A 20,737-nucleotide genomic window follows, 5' to 3' on the forward strand; every position below is an offset into this window, starting at 1 on the left:
TCTTCATCGCTACTATCACGCCTCTCATTCGGGCATGACGTCGTGGATGCGGGAGAGGGTGAAGACGCGTTCGGCATCCCGCAGGTGACACCAGGCTTCGAGGTAGGGCGGGTCGAGGGTGAGCCGGCTGAGAGTGCGTACGGTTCGACTGCCCGAGGTGGCGACGTACTCGACGGTGATGGCTTGAACGGCGTCGACGGCATGGGCGAGCTGCCGGACATCGCTGTACGTCAGGTTCTTCGCGTACCCGGCGACGATCTCCTCGGTGTCCGTGCCGTAGGGGACACCGGTCCCGAACGGGTCGGGGGCCGGGAGGGTCGGCGGTGCGGTCAGCAGCCGGGCGGCCAGTACACGCGGCTCGACCGCGGCGGGCGCGGCTTCCGGTGGATGGCCGGCCGTGCTCCGGCGGCTGGGCTTTCCGCTGGTACCACGTGGGGCCGGAATGGGAGTGGAAGCCCGGTGAGGCTGGACCTTCTCGATGCGTAGCGTTCCCCCGGCCGTCTCGGCCACGGGGGCGTAGCCCTCGGCGCGGAGCGCGGTGAGGGTGGTCTCCAGCGGGCTGCCGCTGACCAGGACCGTTGGGGCGAGCTGCCGCAGGCCGAGCTTGGAGAGTGCGCGGTGGACGGCGATTTCGGCGAGGAGCGCGGGCTCGTCGCCGTGAAGGACGCAACCGGCAGGGGTGATGCGTACCCGCCCGTGCCGCCGTGCGGTGTCGGCGATGAGATAGGTCAGAGGCTGGGGCAAGGCTGTGGTGTCGACGGCGGCCAGATCGGCGGTGATGCCGTCAGCGGTGTGGCCGGCGTCCAGGGCCCGGCGGATGCTGCCGGCGCTGAACCGCCACACCGACGCCGTGCCGCTGGTCTCCCGGGCGGCCACCGAATCCAGGAGCGCGGCGAGTCGCGCGGTCGGTGTACCGGTGACGACGGCGGTGAGGTCGGCGCCGATCCGCGCCGTTGTAGTGGCCAGGGGCAGCAGTCGTCGGGCCGTGGCGCTCAGCTTTTGCGCGGCGTCGGCGGCCAACAGGTGGGCACCGAGGGGGGACAGAACGCCGCGAGCCAGCACACCGAGCAGCTCTGCCTCGCGGATCACGGCGCCGAACGGGGTTGTTTCCTCGGGCGAGGTGTCGGCGAGCGGGCGATGCCAGGCCACGAGCGGTCCCAGATCCGAGGCGGCACGCATGCCCCGCCCCGCCGGGAGCTCCTCCGCTGCGACGAGCAGCCCGTGGCGGGCCTGCACGCAGCCGTTGCAAGGAGGTGCACCCGCGAGTGCGGGGAGTGCTTTGTTGTCCTCGTCGCGGGCCCGGCTAGGTGTGAGCGGTAGGTTCCGCCAGGCTTGAAGCAGCACGGCGAACCGTTCCGCGGGCTCCTGTTCCGCCCAGGCGTCGTACGCCTCGGTGGGCGGCACGCGATCGCCGTCCCGGGCCAGCAGCCCAGCGGCGTACGCGGTCTCCAGAGTGAGCCGTACGACGGCGTCGTCGGCCTGGGCGGCCTTGCCGATCCGGGCCAGTTCACGCGCGCCGATCCCGCCCGACTTCAGCCGGGCCGGTGGAGCCGTCGCGCAGGTCGACAGGACCGAGGCCGCATGGGCCGCGAACGACGTGGCGGCGACCGCGGCCTCCCGCTCCACCTCCGAGGGGGTCACCGACACCAGTGGTGCGACAGGTGGGAGGGGCTCGAACGGCGCGTGCCAGCCGGGTCCGCGCACGGCCAGGGCCACCTCGACCGGCATGCGGGTGGGCCCGTACCGGTGGCGGTCCTGAAGAAGAAGTCCCCGGTCGAACGCCCATCGGGCGCCCGGTTGGAGGCCGGGGCCAGGAGCCCCGAACGCGATGAACAGCGGCTGATCCGGTGCGGACCTCGCGCGGTGTTCAAGCAACTTTCGTGTGGTCGCTGGTGCTCGCGCCACCACCGCGGCGATCCGTTCCGGGTCACTGTGGTGTTCCACCAGGGCCGCGAGTCGCTGCTGCTTGGTGCCGGGCGGCCTGATGTCCAGGGCCGCCAGCATGCCGCGCAGTTCCTCCGAGGTCGTGCCCGCCAGTAGCTCTTGCAGCGGGGCGTCCAGGCCCAGGGGCGCGTCCCACGCCTGCCGCAGGGGTGCCGGCATGCGGAGCGTCCCGTTGCTGTCCGGCCAGACGAGCGCGTGATCGGACAGCGCCTCCAGGATCATGTCCAGCGAGCGTGCCGCCGCGAGTGTCGTCGCGCCGAGCAACTCCGCGAGGCTGTCCCGTGTCGCTCGGGTTCCCAGGGCCGCCAGGGCCTCAGCAGCCTGTAGGCACGGCAGCGTGAGTTGTGGCAGGACGAGTGCCACGGACCCCGGGCGCTGGAGACGGTCTGCCAGTTCCCCCACCGAGCGCGGTTCCGGATGGGACGCGGTGTCCTTCCGGACTGCGAGCACGCGTGCAAGGCGGGAGCCGTCGAGGTCGCTCAGCCATGTTACGAGCGTCGACCGAGATTTCATGTGGGGTGCACCTCGACAAATCAGGGAACGCCGCAACAGGACCGGAGCCGGTCCGGCACGGACTCAAGGATGACGCATTCCCATGATCCGCGGGTGCCGTACGCGGACAGATGCCCGTCGCCTCGCTGGCGCCTCGAGGTCCAGCGGCACCAGGTCTGGCCATGAGTACGCCGAAATGTCTTGAATGTGTCGATATAAACGCAACCAGAAGTGCAACCACTACACGCCGAAGGGCCGAGCCACAATTGCGGCTCGGCCCTTCGTTTCGCCTGTTCAGGCGGGTGCGGAGGATACGAGATTCGAACTCGTGAGGGGTTGCCCCCAACACGCTTTCCAAGCGTGCGCCCTAGGCCACTAGGCGAATCCTCCGCCGCAAACAATACAAGACGCTGAGGGGTGCTCGCGAACGCGTTCCCGGTAGCCGGAACCCGGGTCGTTTTCCGGGGGGACCATCCGCTAGGCTGGGGGCCAGCCCCTCACGTGGCGCTATCTCACCGAACTCCCCCAGGGCCGGAAGGCAGCAAGGGTAAGTGGGCTCTGGCGGGTGCGTGGGGGGCGCTTTCGTTTGCGCGGGAACAGTTGTCAGTGGGTCCCGATAACCTCGTATACGTGTCGTCCCTTGCGCTGTACCGCCGCTACCGTCCCGAGTCGTTCGCCGAGGTCATCGGGCAGGAACATGTCACTGCCCCGCTCCAGCAGGCCCTGCGTAACAACCGGGTCAATCACGCGTACCTGTTCAGCGGGCCGCGCGGCTGTGGAAAGACAACCAGTGCGCGCATCCTGGCCCGCTGTCTGAACTGCGTGGAGGGGCCCACGCCCACGCCCTGCGGTGTATGCCAGTCCTGCCTCGATCTGGCTCGTACCGGGCCCGGATCCATCGATGTCATCGAGATTGACGCGGCCTCGCACGGTGGTGTGGACGACGCCCGTGACCTGCGGGAAAAGGCCTTCTTCGGCCCGGCGGGCAGCCGGTACAAGATCTACATCATCGATGAGGCGCACATGGTCACCCCGGCGGGCTTCAATGCCCTGCTGAAGGTGGTTGAGGAGCCGCCGGAGCATCTGAAGTTCATCTTCGCCACGACCGAGCCCGAGAAGGTCATCGGGACGATTCGGTCGAGGACTCACCATTACCCGTTCCGGCTGGTGCCGCCGGGGACGCTGCGCGACTACCTCGGTGAGGTGTGCGGCAAGGAGGACATCCCCGTCGAGGACGGGGTGCTTCCGCTGGTCGTGCGGTCCGGGGCCGGGTCCGTGCGTGACTCGATGTCCGTCATGGACCAGTTGCTCGCCGGAGCGGCCGAAGACGGTGTGACATACGCCATGGCCACCGCCCTCCTCGGCTACACGGAGAGCTCCCTGCTCGACTCGGTCGTGGACGCCTTCGCGGCGGGCGACGGAGCCGCCGCGTTCGAGATCGTGGACCAGGTCATCGAGGGCGGCAACGATCCGCGCCGGTTCGTCGCCGACCTGCTGGAGCGGCTGCGGGACCTGGTGATCCTGGCCGCCGTGCCGGACGCGCGGGAGAAGGGCCTGATCGACGCGCCCTCGGACGTCGTGGAGCGCATGCAGGCACAGGCCTCGGTGTTCGGCGCGGCCGAGCTGAGCCGCGCGGCGGACCTGGTCAACACCGGGCTCACCGAGATGCGCGGCGCGACGTCGCCGCGGCTCCAGCTGGAGCTGATCTGCGCCCGGGTGCTGCTGCCCGCAGCCTTCGACGACGAGCGTTCGTTGCAGGCCCGGCTGGACAGGCTGGAGCGCAACGGCGGCGCGTTCATGGCCGCGGCGCCCGGCCCCCCCATGGGGTACGTGCCGGGGCCGGAGACGCAGGCACATGCGGCCGTACGGGCGGAGGCCCCCCCGGCGGCTGCGGCGATGCCCGCCCCGATGGCCCCCGCCCCCGTCGCCCCGGCCATGCCCGCCCCGGCCGCTCCTCCGGCCGCCCCCGCTCCCGCGGTGGAGCCCGCGCGCCGGCCCGGTGGCTGGCCGACGGCCTCGGCGCCGGGACAGGGGCCGATGACGCCCCCGCCCGCCGGGCCCCCGCAGGCCGGGCCCGCGCCGACGGCCCCGGCAGGCGCCCCGGCCCCCGCCGCCGCACCCACAACGGGCGGCCAGGGCATTTTGAACGTGCAGAGCATGTGGCCCGGCGTCCTGGAGGCCGTGAAGAACAAGCGCCGCTTCACCTGGATCCTGCTCAGTCAGAACGCCCAGGTGACCGGCTTCGACGGGACGACCCTGCAGATCGGTTTCATCAACGCCGGCGCCAGGGACAACTTCGCGAGCAGCGGCAGCGAGGATGTCCTCAAGGAGGCGCTCGCCGAGTCCTTCAACGTGAAGTGGAAGGTCGAGGCGCTCGTCGACCCGACCGGCGGCGGCGCCCAGCCGTCGCCCGGTGGCGCCGGAGGCGGCTTCGCCGGGCGGCCGCCCGCCCCGGCCCAGCCGCCCGTCCAGGCCCCGCGCCCCGCCCCGGCGGCCTCCCAGGGCCAGCCTGCCGCACCCCAGTCGCAGGACCGTCAGGCGCAGCAGCAGCAGCAGCAGCCCCAGTCCCAGCCGCAGGGGCAGCAGGCGCCGCAGGGGGCAGCGCCCGAGTCCTCCTACGGCTCGGACGCACCCCCGCCGCCCCGGGTCGCGATCGAAGACGACGTACCGCAGGAGGACGACGCGGACCTCGTCGACTCGGCGCTGTCCGGTCACGACCTGATCATGCGGGAGCTGGGCGCGACGGTCGTCGAGGAGTTCAACAACGAGTAGGGCAGGACCGCCGGGCGAGCTGCCCGGCGGGGGGACCCCGGTGCGCGGGCTAGGCTGCACCCCGTGAAGGTCCTCGTCATCGGCGGCGGCGCCCGCGAACACGCCCTGTGCCGCTCTTTGTCCCTCGATCCCGACGTCACCGCGCTGTACTGCGCCCCCGGCAACGCAGGAATCGCCGAGGTGGCCGAGTTGCGCCCGGTCGACGCCCTCGACGGCGCTGCCGTGGCCCGGCTCGCCACCGAATTGGGCGCCGGCCTCGTTGTCGTCGGTCCGGAGGCACCGCTGGTCGCCGGGGTCGCCGACGCCGTGCGCGCGGCGGGCATCCCGTGCTTCGGCCCGTCCGGGGAGGCCGCCCGCCTGGAGGGTTCCAAGGCCTTCGCCAAGGACGTGATGGCCGCGGCGAACGTCCCCACCGCCCGCAGTTATGTCTGCACCACCCCCGAAGAGATCGACACCGCGCTGGACGCCTTCGGCGCTCCCTACGTCGTCAAGGACGACGGCCTCGCCGCAGGCAAGGGCGTGGTCGTCACCAATGATCTCGAAGAAGCTCGCGCACACGCGCTGGCCTGCGACAACGTGGTCATCGAGGAGTTCCTCGACGGCTCCGAGGTGTCGCTTTTCGCGATCACCGACGGCGTGACCGTCCTCCCGCTGACGCCCGCGCAGGACTTCAAGCGCGCCCGTGACGGCGACGAGGGTCCGAACACCGGCGGCATGGGCGCGTACTCCCCGCTCCCGTGGGCCGATCCCAAGCTGGTCGACGAGGTCATGCAGAGCGTGCTGCAGCCCACCGTCGACGAGTTGCGCCGCCGCGGCACGCCGTTCTCGGGGCTGCTTTACGCGGGCCTCGCGATCACCTCGCGCGGGGTGCGGGTCATCGAGTTCAACGCCCGGTTCGGCGACCCTGAGACCCAGGTGGTGCTGGCCCGGCTGAAGACCCCGCTCGCGCGGATCCTGCTGGGCTCGGCCAACGGCACGCTCGACACCGAACCCCCGCTGAACTGGCGCGACGATGCCGCTGTGACCGTCGTCATCGCCTCGCACAACTACCCCGGCACGCCCCGCACCGGAGACCCGATCGAGGGTCTCGACGCGGTGGCGGCCGAGGACGCGCCCGATGCGTACGTCCTGCACGCCGGGACCAGGCAGGACGGCGACGCCGTCCTGAGCGCGGGCGGCCGGGTCCTCTCCGTGACGGCGACGGGAACGGACCTGACGCAGGCCCGCGAGCGCGCGTACGCGGCGGTGGCCAGGATCCGGCTCGACGGGTCGCAGCACCGTACGGACATCGCGCAGAAGGCGGCCTCCGAGGCCTGAGCACCGCCGCGGGGTCCGGGCACTGCCGGGCCCCGCGCTGCCGGGCTCGTGCGATCCCGGGCCCGGCGCGAGCTGACCCGGGCCCGGCCTCGTCCTACCCCGGCACGAGCGGTCCCGCCCTGCCCGAGCCCGGCACGAGCGGTCCCGCCCTGCCCGAGCCCGGCGCGATCGGACCCCGGACCTTGTGCGAGCCCGGCACGACCGCACCCCGGACCTTGTGCGAGCCCGGCACGACCGCACCCCGGACGGGCCTGGCCCTGGCACGGCCGAGCCCTTTCCGCAACGCCGCCCCCGGCCCCCTGACGTCAGCACCTTTAGCCAAAGCCATTCCATCGAGTGACCGCTGGGCCATCCGGCTGACGCATGTCGAACCCCCAACTAGGGTGCGGCGAAAGCGTTCCGGCACATGGCCCACCGGCATTGCGATGTCAGTGGTCGGTGCCACAGTGGGGGAGTGAGCAAGCCGTCGCAGGGCGAAGGGGGTGACGTCCGGCTGTGTCCGGTACCGGATTGAGTGTGGAGAAGGGCGTGCGGTCCGCGCGTTCCAGAGCGCTGTCCGTGCTGCGGATCCGCAGCACGGCACTGGCCGTCGCCCTGCTGCCCGCGGCTGTCGCCGTTGTGCTGCTCGTGGGAGGTGCCACGGGCCATATCGGCGGCGGTAGTTGGGACGCGGCGCGCTGGGCGGTGACCGTCGGCGCGGTGGTGGTGCTGCTGGCCGCGGCCGCCGTCGCGGCCGTGATCGTGCGGGCACGGCCGGCCGTCAGTCCGACGGTGGAAATCGCCGAGTCGTCCGCCCCCGATCTGTACCGCTTGGTGCGGGACCTGGCGGACCGCCTCGACGTGCCCGCGCCGTCGGCCGTGGCGCTCACGCCCGACTGCGACAGCTGGCTGGAGGACCGTACGCATCCGGCTTCGGCGTCCCCGTCCCTGCCGGCCCGCGGCCGGCGCAGGACGATGGCCGCTCCGGTGCTGGTCATCGGCTCGCCCTTCCTGTGGTGGATGCGGGTGGCCGAGCTGCGGGCGGTGCTCGCGCCGGTCGTCGCCGGTACGGGCCCCTCCGCACACCCCGACATAGCCGCCGCCCGTCGCTTCGTGCGCGGGCTCGACGCCGCGGTCGCGGTCTCCGCCCGGCCCGGACAGGGCGCGATACGCAAGATCCCGCTCGCCTTCGTCGGCTGGGTGTCCCGGCTGCTGCTGCGCGCCTGCCGGGTGCACGCTGCGGAGATGGAGCGGGGCGTCGCCGCCGCCGCGTCCGAGCGGGCGCTGACCGTGGACTACGGGCTGCGGATCGTCGCGCAGGAGCAGGTCGGCCTCGCATACGCGGGCTGGGACCGGCTGCTGACCCGGGTCGCGCTGCCCGCCTGGCGGATGGGCCGCTGGCCGTCCCGCCTCGACGCGGGCGTGGTCTCCGCCCTCACCGAGCTCTCCCGGCGCGACCGCCTCGCCGAGGGCTTCACCTCCCGGCTCGGCGAGCGCCCCGCGTGCGATCTGCTGGAGGAGCCCGGCGCGGTCGACGAGGCCACATCGCTCCTCGCCGCCCGGCTCTTCCACGGCGGGCCCGCGGAGCCGGGCCCCGACTGGTCGCCGGTGGACTGGCAGCAGTACCCGGAAGAGGTCGTCGACCGGAAGTGGCGCGCGGACGCGGCACGCCTGCACCGGGTCCTGGACGAGATGGGCGTACGACGCCCCCCGGACCCGGCGGATCCCGCGGGCCCGACGCTGGCCCGGGTCATCGCACACCTGACGCTGGATCGCGGCGCGGCCGACGGCCACGACAGCGCTGACGACGCGGACGCGGAAGCCGTTGAGTGCAGTGCCGCGGAAGGCCCTGAGGGCAGCGACGCGAAAACCGGCCGGTACTACGGCGCGGAGGCCGGCCGGTTCGTCGACGCGGAAGTCGGCGTGGGCATCGACGTGGAAGCCCTTGAGGGCATCGATACGAAGGCCGGTGAGGGCGGCGGCTCGGAGGTCGGCGAGGCGCTGGCCGCGTGCATCAGCGCCGAAGTGGCCCGCGAGGAAACGGCGGCGCCGCCCGTCGCGCCGAGCGGCTTCACCGACGAGGACCTTTGGGACATGGGGCCCCTCCCGCTCTTCCCGCTCCAGCCGCCGCGTACGGGGCGTGAGCTGCTCGCCGACCACGTCACGGCGATGGTCTGCTGCGCCGCCGTCGACACGGCCGGCGCGGCCCCCGGCCTGGACTGGCTCGACGGGCCGACGCTCCTCGTCGACGGTGAGCGTCGGGCGGACCTGGCGGGCCGGGTGCTGAGCCTGGTCGAGGACGGTGACGCGGAGCCGCTGCGTGAGTGGCTGGCGTCGGTCGGCGTCCGGCCGGAGAAGCCGGTCCGGCTGGTCTGAGGGGCGGGCGGTCCGCAGCCGGGTTGCCGGCCGGATCCCCGCCGCCCGGCGCCGGACCTCACCCCGCCGCCGTCGGCCTCCCGCCACTTCTCCCCGCCCTCTCCCGAAGCTGGGGGGAGGGTTCCTGGCCTCATGCGGCCCAGGGGTCCCAGGCACTCGGGCGCCGTGCCCCGAGCACTCAGGCACCCAAGCGCCCACGCACTCAGGCGCCCAGCCATCCCGTACACCCCAGCCATCCCGTACACCCCAGCCATCCCGTACACCCCAGCAATCTCAGGAGTCCCCTACACCTCAGCCGTCTCCAACGACCCGGAGGTCCTGCGGGCACGTTCCCGAACACCGCACAGGCCGGGATTCGGCCCCTCCGCCCGCCGCCCCCGCCCAGCACGCACCCCCAACCACCGGACTCCATCGTCCCGTTCACGTCAATTCGCGACGAAGGGTGACGGAGTGCGTGCGTTATGTGATGTGCTGGGGCAAGAGCTGACAGGTGGAGCACCACTGTTGTCCAGGGGGATCGAGGGAGGGAAGCGGCATGGGGGCGGAGTACAGCAGGCGCTGGGAATCGGGCGCCCTCGCACATGCTGTTTCGGATCCCTTCGGGCAGGGGCCGCTGCCCTGGCTGCGCGGCGGCGAGCACTACTTCGGCGACAGCGGGCAGGTGATCCCCTGGTACGCGGAGCAGCCGGAGTTCGGCGACCACGTCGACCACATCGACAAGGCCACCGGGGCCAGGATCCCGCGTCCCCGCGGCGCCACCACCGGCACCCCCCGCACCGCCGACGACGTACGCCAGCAGATCAAGGGCTTCGTGTCCCCCGGCGCCGCGGCACCGGGGGAGGCGATCGACTTCCACATCACGGTGGACCCGCCCCAACAGTTCTCGGTCGACATCTACCGCATCGGCCACTACAGCGGCGACGGCGCGGCCAAGATCACCACCAGCCCGCGGCTCTCCGGCATCGTCCAGCCGCCCCCGCTCACCGCCGATCGCACGGTGTCCTGCCACCACTGGTGGCTGTCCTGGCGGCTCCAGATCCCGACGTACTGGAACATCGGCGCGTACGTCGCCGTCCTCACCACCGCCGACGGCTACCGCTCACACGTCCCCTTCACGGTCCGCGACGACCACCCCGCCGACCTGCTCCTGCTCATGCCCGACATCACCTGGCAGGCGTACAACCTCTACCCCGAGGACGGCCGCACGGGCGCCAGCCTCTACCACGCCTGGGACAGCATGGGCCGGCTCCTCGGCGAGGAGGACGCGGCGGTCACGGTCTCCTTCGACCGCCCGTACGCGGGCGCGGGCCTGCCGCTGCATGTCGGCCACGCGTACGACTTCATCCGCTGGGCCGAGCGCTACGGCTACGACGTGGCCTACGCCGACGCCAGCGACCTGCACGCGGGCCGCATCGACCCGACCCGCTACCGGGGCCTGGTCTTCCCGGGGCACGACGAGTACTGGTCGGTCCCGATGCGCCGCACCGCCGAGCTGGCCCGCGCCGCAGGCACCTCCCTCGTGTTCCTCTCCGCCAACACCATGTACTGGCAGGTGGAGCTGAGCCCGTCGCCGTCCGGCACCGCCGACCGTCTGCTCACCTGCCACAAGCGGCACGGCCCCGGCAAGTCCGCGCTGTGGCGGGAGGCGGACCGCCCCGAGCAGCAGCTGATGGGCATCCAGTACGCCGGGAGGGTCCCCGAGCCATGCCCCTTGGTCGTGCGGAACGCGGGCCACTGGCTGTGGGAGGCGACCGGCGCCGTCGAGAACGACGAGATCGACGGTCTGGTCGCGGGCGAGGCCGACCGGTACTTCCCACGTACCGCCCTCCCCGAGCACCAGGGCCGCATCCTGCTCGCCCATTCGCCGTACCGCGACGGCGCGGGCACCCGCCGCCACCAGGAGACCTCCCTCTACCGGGCCCCCAGCGGCGCCCTGGTCTTCGCCTCGGGCACCTTCGCCTGGTCCCCGGCCCTGGACCGCCCGGGACACGTCGATCCCCGGGTGCAGCGGGCGACGGCCAATCTGCTCGACCACATCTGCAAACGGGACTGAGAAGCGACTGAACTGACAGGGCCGGAGCGACGGGGCCGAGGACCCGCCCGGGCGGCCCCGGCCCGCATGCGGGAGAATCAGCAACGCTCCTGGATCAACCTACGCGGAGGAACCGTGTCCGGATTCGTAGAAAAGCCCGAGCCGCTCCAGCTCCCGGGCCTGACCCACCTCCACACGGGCAAGGTGCGTGACCTCTACCAGAACGAGGCGGGCGACCTCGTGATGGTCGCCAGCGACCGCATCTCCGCGTACGACTGGGTGCTGCCCACGGAGATCCCCGACAAGGGGCGGGTGCTGACCCGGCTCTCCCTCTGGTGGTTCGACCATCTGGCCGACATCGTCCCCAACCACGTCATCTCCGCGGAGCTGCCGCCCGGCGCCCCGGCGGACTGGGCGGGACGCACCCTCATCTGCAAGTCGCTGAAGATGGTGCCGGTCGAGTGCGTGGCCCGTGGCTACCTCACGGGCTCCGGCCTCGTCGAGTACCGGCAGACCCGCACGGTCTGCGGCCTCGCCCTGCCCGAGGGCCTGGTCGACGGCTCGGAGCTGCCCGCCCCGATCTTCACGCCCGCCACCAAGGCGGCCGTCGGTGACCATGACGAGAACGTGAGTTACGAGGAAGTCGCCCGCCAGGCCGGCGCCGAGACCGCCGCCCAGCTGCGCCAGGCGACCCTCGCCGTCTACGGCCGGGCCCGTGACATCGCCCGTGACCGCGGCATCATCCTCGCCGACACGAAGTTCGAGTTCGGGTTCGAGGGCGAGCAGTTGATCATCGCCGACGAGGTGCTGACGCCGGACTCCTCCCGGTTCTGGCCCGCCGCCACCTGGGAACCCGGCCACGCGCAGCCGTCGTACGACAAGCAGTACGTCCGCGACTGGCTGACCTCGGACGCCTCCGGCTGGGACCGTAAGGCCGAGCTGCCACCGCCGGCGCTCCCGCAGGAGATCGTCGACGCGACCCGGTCGAAGTACCTGGAGGCGTACGAGCTGCTCACCGGCATCCCCTGGAGCTGAGCGAGGGCCCGAGCGCACGAAGAAGGCCCCGGTCGCGTGGACCGGGGCCTTCTTACTTCACTGAGCGGACGACCAGGTTCGAACTGGCGACCTCAACCTTGGCAAGGTTGCGCTCTACCAACTGAGCTACGTCCGCGAGCACCCGAAGGCGCGGAGCTCACTATACCCAACCTCGCTCACGTGCGATGCGCACCGCCGTGTGCCGGTTCTCGGCCCCGATCTTCGACGCGGCCGACGACAGATAGTTGCGTACGGTCCCCGGCGAGAGCGCCGCCCGCTGCGCGATCTCCGCGACGGGCGCCCCGTCCGCCGCCAATTCCAGGACCTCCGCCTCGCGCGCGGTCAGCGGCGAGTCCCCCGCCGAGATCGCGTCGGCCGCCAACTCCGGGTCCACATAGCGGTTTCCGTCCCGCACGCTACGGATCAGCTCGGCCAGCCGCTGCGCGCTGACCGTCTTGGGTACGAACGCCCGCACCCCCGCTGCCAGCGCCCGCTTCAGATGCCCCGGCCGGCCGTGGCTGGTCACGATCATGCAGCGGCAGTCGGGCAGCTCGGTCCGGAGCGCTGTGGCGACACTCACACCGTCGGCGCCGGGCATCTGCAGGTCGAGCACGGCGATGTCGGGCCGGTACGCCATCGCCATCGCCAGCGCCTCGGGGCCGGTGGCAGCCTGCGCGACGACGACCAGATCGTCCTCCAGCGCGAGCAGGGCGGCGAGAGCGCCCCGGATCAGATGCTCGTCGTCGGCGAGCAGAATGCGCACGGGCGGAACGCCCGGAACAGGCGATTCAGGCGGTACGGCCGACCCCGGTGATCCAGCCGATCCAGCCGATCCAGCCGATCCAGCCGATCCAGCCGATCCGGGCGACCCCGGTGATCCAGCCGATCCAGCCGATCCAGCCGATCCGGGCGACCCCGGTGATCCAGCCGATCCAGCCGATCCGAGCGTTCCAGCCGATCCGGGCGATCCGGGCGACCCCGGTGACCCGGCCGACCCTGGCGGGACAGGCGGCACGGCCGCCCCAGGGGGAGTGGTCATCGCGGCACCCCCCGGCTCATAGGCGCCTGCGTGTCCGGCGCCGTCTCGGGGACGTCAGACGCCCGCAGCTCCGCGGGCACCTCCCGGCTCTCCGACGCCTGCGCGTCCGGCAGCGTCCCGCGGGTGCCTGAAGCCTGCGCGTCCGGCGCCATCTCGCGCGCACGCGCCACCCGCTGCTCCACCGGCACATCCCCGGCATCCCGCACCTCCCCGGAATCCCCCGCACCCCCCGCATCCCGCCCCAGCGGCACCTCCGCCGTCAGCCGGAAGCGGTCGCCGTCCCGTACGCCCGCGTTCAGCGTCCCGTCCAGCGCCGCCAGCCGTTCCCCGAGCCCTGCGAGACCGGCGCCCCGGGAGGCCCCCGCACCTCCGGCGCTCCCTGAACCCCCCGCCCCCTCAGCCTCAGCCACCACAGCCACCCCGTCGTTCTCCACGACCAGCGTGGCCACTTCATCCGTCGCCGCCAGCGAGATCACGCAGATGTTGGCGTCCCCGTGCCGCAGTACATTCGTCGCCGCCTCCCGTACGACCCACCCGAGCGCCGACTGCACAGCGGGCGGCAGGTGCTGCGTACCTTCGTCGCCGCTCACCCGGCAGTCGATGCCCGCCGCCCTCAACACCCCGCGCGCACCTTCCAGTTCGGCCCGCAGGTCGGCTTCGCGGTAGCCGCGCACCACATCCCTGATCTCGCGCTGCGCCTCCTGCGCGATCCGCTGCACCTCGGCCATCTGGTCCACGGCCTCCGGTTTGCCGCGCCGCGCGAGCTGTACGGCGAGCTCGCTCTTGAGCGCGATCACGGCCAGATTCCGCCCCATGACGTCATGCATGTCCCGCCCGAACCGCAGCCGTTCCTCCGCGACCGCCAGCCGCGCCTGCGCGCCGCGGGCCCGGTCGAGCTCCCAGATCAGAGACAGGAACCAGGCCGTGGGCCGCGCGGCGAGCAGCGCGACGAGCGCCATGATCAGGACGGCCACCGCGCAGCCCACGGCCAGCCCGGTGTCCTCCCCGACCGCGACAATCGCCCCGCCCAGGACCGCCACGACCAGCACGGTCCAGAGCAGGAGCCGCCGGACCGTCGAAAGCATGTACACGGACAGCGCGGTGGGCACCAGGGCGAACGGCAGCATCTGGGCCAGGACCGCCCCGTCACCGACGGCGCCGGATGCCTGGAGGGCCACCGCCAGCCCCGTCACGCAGACACCCAGGGCCAGGGAGATGCCCGCCGAAAGGCGAGGAACGGGCGCCGCGTCCAGATAGTGCGCGAGCGCGCGGCGCATCGTGTCCATCGCCACCGCGCACTGGGCCACCCCGAGCACCAACAGGCTCTGCCCGAGGGCAACGGCGCCGGGTTCCCGGTCCAGGGACAGCGTGATGGGGACGAGGAAGCCGGCCATGAACGACCACGGCAGCACGTACAGCGTCACGCGCGTGTACAGGTCCAGCTGTTCGGCCTGGCTCCGCTTGCGCAAGATGCGCCTCATGCCCGCTCCCACACTCATCCGCACGCTGCCGGCGCTAGCGCCGCGGCTCCCACCGGAACCACTTCTGTACGGCGAATCCTGACAGTACGGTCCAGGCCACCGCCGTGGCGACGGCGCCGAGTGCCTCGTACGCGCCCAGCTGGCCGGTCCAGCCGCCGCGCACCAGCTCCACGATCGGCGACAGCGGCAGCAGCTCACAGATCGAGGCCAGCTTGTCGGGCAGCATCTCCAGCGGTACGACCACCCCGGAGCCGGCCATCGACACCAGCATCATCGGCATGATCGTGAGCTGCGAACCCTCCGCGGACCTCGTGAGGATCGTGGTCGCCGCCGCCAGCGTGCCCGAGAGCACCATGCCGAGCAGGATCCCGGCCACCACGAGGAGGGGGTTCTCCGGCATTTCCATGCCGAGGACGGCCGCCCCCGCGACGACCAGCACCACGCACTGCACGATCCCGGCCGCGATCGTGGCGACCGCAGTCCCGGTCAGGATCTCCGTGTCCCCCGGTTCCCCGGTGCGCAGCCGCTTGAGCACCAGCTCCTCGCGCCGCACCACAAAGACCGTCACCAGCGCCGAGTACACCCCGAAGAGCAGCACGAACGCCACGGCCATCGGCATCACCGCCGAACCCATGGTCAGTCCGGCCTTCTCCAGGTCCATGTCGTCGAAGACCGGGCGCATCGCGAAGGTCAGACCGACGGGCAGCACCAGGGCGGTGAAGAGGACCGCCTTGTGCCGTACGAGCAGGGTCAGTTCGGCCCGGGTCAGTGCGGCCACCCGGCCCGTCGCGGTCGTACGCACCCGGCTCGACCCGCCCTTCGTGCCCGCCGGATCCATCGTGGTCACCGTGCTCATCGCGCCGCCACCTCTTCCCGCTCCGACGTTCCCGGCGTACCCGTCTTCGCCTCCCGTGCGATGTGCAGGAAGGCCTCGTCCAGCGAAGCGGACCGCACGTCGAGCCCGCGCAGTTCGACCCCGGCGTCCGAGGCCCAGGTCAGCAGCCCAGTGGCGGTCCGCTGGAGCGTCGCGGTGTGCAGCCGCACCCTGCGGCCCTTCCACTCGTGTCCGGTGATGCCCAGCGCCAGCAGCGGCGGCAGGTCCCCCAGGTGGTAGCCGTCGGGAAGCTCGAAGGAGATCTGCGCCGGATACGCGGCCACCACCTCGTCGACCCGGCCCTCGGCGGCGATCCGCCCCTCGTGCATGATCGCCAGCCGGTCGGCGAGCTGCTCCGCCTCCTCCAGGTAGTGCGTGGTCAGCAGGACAGTCGTCCCGCTGTCCCGCAGCTCGCGCACCAACTCCCAGGTGTCGCGCCGCCCTTCGGCGTCCAGGCCGGTCGTCGGCTCGTCCAGGAAGAGCACCTCGGGCCGGCCGATCAACGCCATCGCCAGGTCGAGCCGGCGCCGCTCACCCCCGGACAGTTGCTTCACCCGTACGCCCGCCCGCCCTCCGAGCCCCACCAGGTCCAGCGCCTCGTCCACCGGCCGCGCTCCGCTGGTGCACCCCGCCCACATGCGCCCCGTCTCGCGCACGGTCAGCTCGGACGGGAAGCCGCCTTCCTGGAGCATCACGCCGATCCGGGGCCGGACCTCGGCGCGTTCGCCGTACGGGTCGTGGCCGAGCACCCGCACCCGGCCCGCGCTCGGCCGGGACAGGCCCTCGACCATTTCCAGGGTGGAGGTCTTGCCCGCGCCGTTGGTGCCGAGCAGCGCGAAGAGCTCACCGCGCGCCACGGAGAAGGAGAGGGAACGTACGGCCTCGAATCCGCCGCCGTAGGTGCGCCCGAGCTCCTCGGCCTCGATCACATACTCGTGGGTGGTCATGTCTCCAGACTTCCGCCCGGCGGCGTCCGGCAGCAGTGCGTGTTGTCATCGGAGCTCATGACAAATGTCATCGGGGTGCGCACACGAAGAAGACCCCGGTCGCGTGGACCGGGGCCTTCTTACTTCGCTGAGCGGACGACCAGGTTCGAACTGGCGACCTCAACCTTGGCAAGGTTGCGCTCTACCAACTGAGCTACGTCCGCAGTGCAACCGGCCCGAACCTGCGGGCGGTGCGAGCATCATCCTACCGGATCCACCGGAGTGGTCGGTGAGCGATGCAGAGCGGGTGACAGGAATTGCACACTGCGCCTTCCCCCTGGAAGGGGGATGTTCTACTACTGAACTACACCCGCACGCTGCTGGGGGCCCGGCTTTTCGGCCTTGCCCTTCGGCGTGCTCCGAACTCTAGCCGACGTTCAGGGGTGCAATGCAAGTCGGTAGTTCAGCCACTCCCCGGCCGGGCTCCGGACGGCCCCCGGCCGGACCGCTGCCGGGCTCCGGCGCGACCTCGGTCGCACCTCGGTCGCCGGCCCCCGGACCGGGGACCGCGACCGAGGTGCGGACCTCAGACCGACGCCGCGGTGAAGGCCTCGTAGACCTTCTTCGGGATGCGCCCGCGGGCCGGCACGTCCATCTGGTGCGAGCGGGCCCATGCGCGGACCGCCGCCGGGTCGGGGGCGACGTCGGTGTGCCGGTAGACCTTGCCGGACCTCGACTGCTTTCGGCCCGCCTCCAGGAACGGCTCCAGGGAGGTGCGCAGTTTCTTTGCATTGGCGGGATTCAGGTCGATCTCGTACGACTTCCCGTCCAGGCCGAACGTGACCGTTTCCGCTGCTTCCCCTCCGTCGATGTCGTCGGAGAGCGTGACCACGACGCGCTGAGCCACGGATATCGGTCCTTTCCTGCGGCAACACCGCGTCTGACATGCGGCGACACCGGCCATCCGGCGGATTTGGGGCAATGCTGATTTTCTTGCTATTCCTTTGTACAGCGACAAGCATTGCATTGTGAAGCCCAGTTAATTTCATCCGCGTGTCCATGCGCAATCGGGGGCGCCCATTTTTCCTCGATTTTCCCTCGGGTTGTCGCCGCCGATACCGGAACGTGATCGGCGTCAACCGATATCTACCCGCGTAGAATTTCTGGGCGGGTACGCTGACTGAACCGCCTTACGCACCACACCACCACCGGGAGTGCCCGTGGCACGCGTCGTAGTCGACGTCATGCTCAAGCCCGAGATTCTCGACCCGCAGGGCCAGGCGGTGCAGCGTGCGCTGCCCCGGCTTGGCTTCGAGGGAATCGCGGACGTACGTCAGGGAAAGCGCTTCGAGCTGGAGGTCGAGGGACCGGTCGATGCCGCCGCCCTCGCCCGCATCAATCAGATGGCCGAAACTTTCCTCGCCAACACCGTCATCGAGGACTTCACCGTGAAGGTGGAGGAGTCGAAGTGACCGCTCGCATCGGAGTCGTCACCTTCCCAGGGACGCTCGACGACCGGGACAGCCTGCGCGCCGTCCGGATCGCGGGCGCCGAGCCGGTCTCTCTGTGGCACCGCGACAAGGACCTCAAGCAGGTCGACGCGGTGGTGCTCGCGGGAGGCTTCTCCTACGGCGACTACCTGCGGGCCGGGGCGATTTCGCGCTTCTCGCCGGTGATGGAGACCGTCATCGAGCAGGCGAAGGCCGGTATGCCGGTCCTCGGAATCTGCAACGGTTTCCAGGTGCTGACCGAGTCGCACCTGCTGCCCGGCGCGATGCTCCGCAACAATCACCTGCACTTCATCTGCCGCGACCAGAAGCTGCGGGTGGAAAGCGCGGAGACCGCCTGGACCGCCGATTACACGGCCGGTCAGGAAATCTCCGTACCCCTCAAGAACATCGACGGCCGGTACGTCGCCGACGAGCACACGCTCGACGAGCTGGAGGCCGAGGGCCGGGTCGCCTTCCGCTACCTCGACGGAAACCCGAACGGCTCGCTGCGCGACATCGCCGGCATCAGCAATGCCGCGGGCAATGTCGTCGGCCTGATGCCGCACCCGGAGCACGCCGTGGACCCGCTGGTCGGCACCGGGCGCACCGACGGCCTCGGATTCTTCACCTCGATCCTCAAGAAGCTGGTCAACGCATGAGCCTCGACACGGTCAAGCACGCGACCGAGACCCCGGACGCCGAGCAGCCCTGGGCCGAACTCGGCCTGAAGCAGGACGAGTACGCGCGCATTCGCGAGATCCTTGAGCGCCGTCCGACCGGCGCCGAGCTCGCCATGTACTCCGTGATGTGGTCCGAGCACTGCTCGTACAAGAGCAGCAAGGTCCACCTCAAGCAGTTCAGCGAGAAGGTCCCGCCGAACGACGCGATGCTCGTCGGCATCGGCGAGAACGCCGGCGTGGTGGACATCGGCCAGGGTTACGCCGTCACCTTCAAGGTCGAGTCGCACAACCACCCCTCGTACATCGAGCCCTACCAGGGCGCGGCCACGGGCGTCGGCGGCATCGTCCGCGACATCCTGGCGATGGGCGCCCGCCCGGTCGCCGTCGTCGACCCGCTGCGCTTCGGCGCGGCCGACCACCCCGACACCAGGCGCGTGCTGCCCGGTGTCGTCTCCGGCATCGGCGGCTACGGCAACTGCCTGGGCCTGCCGAACATCGGCGGCGAGGTCGTCTTCGACGAGTGCTACCAGGGCAACCCGCTGGTCAACGCCGGCTGCATCGGCGTCATGAAGCACGAGGACATCCACCTCGCCAAGGCCAGCGGCCCAGGCAACAAGGTGATCCTCTACGGCGCCAGGACCGGCGGCGACGGCATCGGCGGCGTCTCGGTCCTCGCGTCCGAGACCTTCACGGATGCGTCAGCGGCTGGCGCCGCGGGCGCGAAGCCCACCAAGCGTCCCGCCGTGCAGGTCGGCGACCCCTTCCAGGAGAAGCTCCTCATCGAGTGCACCCTGGAGATCTTCCGCGAGGACCTGGTGGACGGCATCCAGGACCTGGGCGGCGCGGGCCTGTCCTGCGCGACCTCGGAGCTGGCTTCGGCCGGGTCCGGCGGGATGCGCGTGGAACTGGACAGCGTTCCGCTGCGCGACTCCTCGCTCTCGCCCGAGGAAATCCTCATGAGCGAGTCGCAGGAGCGCATGTGCGCGATCGTGGAGCCCGGCAAGGTCGATCGCTTCATGGAGATCTGCGAGAAGTGGGACGTCATCGCGACCGTCATCGGTGAGGTCACCGAGGGCACCCAGCTGGAGATCTTCTGGCACGGCGAGCAGATCGTCGACGTACCGCCGCGGTCCGTGGCGCACGAGGGCCCGACGTACCACCGGCCTTTCGCCCGCCCGTCCTGGCAGGACGCGCTCCAGGCGGACGACGCCAACAAGCTGGCTCGGCCCACGAATTCGGCCGAGCTGCGGGGGCAGGTACTCAAGCTGGTCGGCTCGCCGAACCAGGCTTCGAAGTCCTGGATCACCGACCAGTACGACCGCTTCGTGCAGGGCAACACGGTGCTCGCCCAGCCCGAGGACGCAGGTATGGTGCGGGTCGACGAGGACACCAACCTCGGTGTCGCCATCGCGACGGACGGCAACGGCCGGTTCGCGAAGCTCGACCCGTACACCGGCGCGCAGCTCGCGCTGGCCGAGTCGTACCGCAATGTCGCCGCGTCCGGCGCCAAGCCGCTCGCCATCTCCGACTGCCTGAACTTCGGCTCCCCCGAGGACCCGGACGTCATGTGGCAGTTCGCTGAGGCGTGTCGTGGACTGGCCGACGGCTGCCAGCAGTTGGGCACCCCGGTGACCGGCGGCAATGTCTCGCTCTACAACCAGACCGGCGACACGGCCATCCACCCGACGCCCGTCGTCGCGGTGCTCGGCGTGATCGACGACGTGACGCGGCGCACCCCCGTCGCCTTCGCGGAAGAGGGCCAGCTCCTCTACCTGCTCGGCGACACCCACGAGGAACTGGGCGGCTCCGCCTGGTCGCAGGTCGTGCACAACCACCTCGGCGGCATGCCGCCCAAGGTCGACCTGGACCGCGAGAAGCTGCTCGGCGAGATCCTGATCTCGGGCTCGCGCGACGGCATGGTCGACGCGGCGCACGACCTGAGCGACGGCGGCCTGATCCAGGCCGTCACCGAGTCCTGCCTGCGGGGCGGGAAGGGCGCGCGGCTGGTCGTGCCGGACGGGCTGGACCCGTTCCTCTTCCTGTTCTCCGAGTCGGCGGGCCGGGCGATCGTGTCCGTGCCGCGCAGCGAGGAGCTCAGGTTCAACGACATGTGCGGGGCGCGTGGCTTGCCGGTCACCCGCATCGGTGTCGTGGACGGCGACGAGGTCGAGGTGCAGGGCCAGTTCAGCATCCCGCTGAGCGAGCTCCGTACGGCGCACGAGGAGACCATCCCGGGCCTGTTCGCCGACACCACCACCGCCTGACCGTACGAGCACAGTGCCCCCGCCCGGACGGTTCGG

General features: G+C 71.3%; 14 protein-coding genes, 4 tRNA genes and 1 other RNA gene. 9 read left to right on the top strand and 10 right to left on the bottom strand.

Annotation, left to right across the window (positions count from 1 at the left end):
• Window positions 1-24: 24 nt before the first annotated feature.
• Window positions 25-2,457 carry a helicase-associated domain-containing protein gene (locus QMK30_RS18195; protein WP_283519290.1) on the bottom strand — a complete coding sequence of 811 codons (2,433 nt, stop codon included), beginning with the start codon at window positions 2,455-2,457 and terminating at the stop codon, window positions 25-27.
• Window positions 2,458-2,741: 284 nt separating this feature from the next.
• A tRNA-Ser gene (locus QMK30_RS18200) sits at window positions 2,742-2,826 on the bottom strand.
• Window positions 2,827-2,924: 98 nt separating this feature from the next.
• On the opposite strand from QMK30_RS18200, the gene ffs reads away from it, so the two are divergent.
• The 6 genes from ffs to QMK30_RS18230 all read left to right on the top strand — a co-directional run bounded on the left by ffs (window position 2,925) and on the right by QMK30_RS18230 (window position 11,947).
• An RNA gene (ffs, locus tag QMK30_RS18205) (signal recognition particle sRNA small type) lies at window positions 2,925-3,023 on the top strand.
• 43 nt (window positions 3,024-3,066) lie between these two features.
• A complete protein-coding gene (locus tag QMK30_RS18210) occupies window positions 3,067-5,208 on the top strand; it encodes a DNA polymerase III subunit gamma and tau (RefSeq protein ID WP_283519291.1) in 2,142 nt (713 codons plus the stop codon).
• Window positions 5,209-5,271: 63 nt separating this feature from the next.
• A complete protein-coding gene (gene purD, locus QMK30_RS18215) occupies window positions 5,272-6,525 on the top strand; it encodes a phosphoribosylamine--glycine ligase (protein WP_283519293.1) in 1,254 nt (417 codons plus the stop codon).
• 528 nt (window positions 6,526-7,053) lie between these two features.
• Window positions 7,054-8,880: a M48 family metalloprotease gene (locus QMK30_RS18220; RefSeq protein WP_502963157.1), complete on the top strand. Its 1,827-nt coding sequence runs from the start codon at window positions 7,054-7,056 to the stop codon at window positions 8,878-8,880.
• Window positions 8,881-9,415: 535 nt separating this feature from the next.
• A complete protein-coding gene (locus tag QMK30_RS18225) occupies window positions 9,416-10,933 on the top strand; it encodes a N,N-dimethylformamidase beta subunit family domain-containing protein (protein WP_283519296.1) in 1,518 nt (505 codons plus the stop codon).
• Window positions 10,934-11,047: 114 nt separating this feature from the next.
• Window positions 11,048-11,947, top strand: coding sequence for a phosphoribosylaminoimidazolesuccinocarboxamide synthase (locus tag QMK30_RS18230; RefSeq protein ID WP_283519297.1), 900 nt, complete (start codon window positions 11,048-11,050; stop codon window positions 11,945-11,947).
• 63 nt (window positions 11,948-12,010) lie between these two features.
• Here the strand turns inward: QMK30_RS18230 and QMK30_RS18235 are convergent.
• The 8 genes from QMK30_RS18235 to QMK30_RS18270 all read right to left on the bottom strand — a co-directional run bounded on the left by QMK30_RS18235 (window position 12,011) and on the right by QMK30_RS18270 (window position 17,174).
• A tRNA-Gly gene (locus QMK30_RS18235) sits at window positions 12,011-12,083 on the bottom strand.
• 24 nt (window positions 12,084-12,107) lie between these two features.
• A complete protein-coding gene (locus QMK30_RS18240; RefSeq protein ID WP_283519310.1) occupies window positions 12,108-12,710 on the bottom strand; it encodes a response regulator in 603 nt (200 codons plus the stop codon).
• 272 nt (window positions 12,711-12,982) lie between these two features.
• Complete coding sequence (locus tag QMK30_RS18245; protein ID WP_283519312.1) at window positions 12,983-14,467, bottom strand: sensor histidine kinase; 1,485 nt, start codon at window positions 14,465-14,467, stop codon at window positions 12,983-12,985.
• Window positions 14,468-14,501: 34 nt separating this feature from the next.
• The gene (locus tag QMK30_RS18250; RefSeq protein ID WP_283519313.1) at window positions 14,502-15,323 is read right to left on the bottom strand and encodes an ABC transporter permease; all 822 of its coding nucleotides are present in this window, start codon (window positions 15,321-15,323) and stop codon (window positions 14,502-14,504) included.
• Window positions 15,320-16,288, bottom strand: coding sequence for an ABC transporter ATP-binding protein (locus tag QMK30_RS18255; RefSeq protein ID WP_283519315.1), 969 nt, complete (start codon window positions 16,286-16,288; stop codon window positions 15,320-15,322). Before QMK30_RS18255 ends, QMK30_RS18250 begins: the two co-directional genes overlap by 4 nt.
• A gap of 130 nt (window positions 16,289-16,418) precedes the next feature.
• Window positions 16,419-16,491: transfer RNA gene (locus tag QMK30_RS18260), tRNA-Gly, on the bottom strand.
• A 78-nt stretch (window positions 16,492-16,569) separates the two neighbouring features.
• A tRNA-Gly gene (locus tag QMK30_RS18265) sits at window positions 16,570-16,641 on the bottom strand.
• A gap of 212 nt (window positions 16,642-16,853) precedes the next feature.
• Window positions 16,854-17,174, bottom strand: a complete 321-nt coding sequence (locus tag QMK30_RS18270) for a histone-like nucleoid-structuring protein Lsr2 (RefSeq protein WP_283519317.1) — start codon at window positions 17,172-17,174, stop codon at window positions 16,854-16,856.
• A gap of 313 nt (window positions 17,175-17,487) precedes the next feature.
• Here QMK30_RS18270 and purS point away from each other — a divergent pair, with 313 nt between their 5' ends.
• From purS to purL, 3 genes are read left to right on the top strand one after another with little or no spacing between them, the layout of a single operon-like run.
• Entirely contained in the window at window positions 17,488-17,739 is a 252-nt protein-coding gene (gene purS, locus QMK30_RS18275; RefSeq protein ID WP_283519318.1) for a phosphoribosylformylglycinamidine synthase subunit PurS, read from the top strand.
• Window positions 17,736-18,416 (top strand): phosphoribosylformylglycinamidine synthase subunit PurQ, encoded by a 681-nt coding sequence (purQ, locus tag QMK30_RS18280; protein WP_283519319.1) that lies wholly within the window; start codon window positions 17,736-17,738, stop codon window positions 18,414-18,416. The genes purS and purQ overlap by 4 nt, the downstream gene beginning before the upstream one ends.
• Window positions 18,413-20,701 (top strand): phosphoribosylformylglycinamidine synthase subunit PurL, encoded by a 2,289-nt coding sequence (gene purL, locus QMK30_RS18285; protein WP_283519321.1) that lies wholly within the window; start codon window positions 18,413-18,415, stop codon window positions 20,699-20,701. Before purQ ends, purL begins: the two co-directional genes overlap by 4 nt.
• The last annotated feature ends 36 nt before the right edge of the window (window positions 20,702-20,737 follow it).

The organism is Streptomyces sp. H27-C3, assembly GCF_030063415.1.
Lineage (GTDB): Bacteria > Actinomycetota > Actinomycetes > Streptomycetales > Streptomycetaceae > Streptomyces.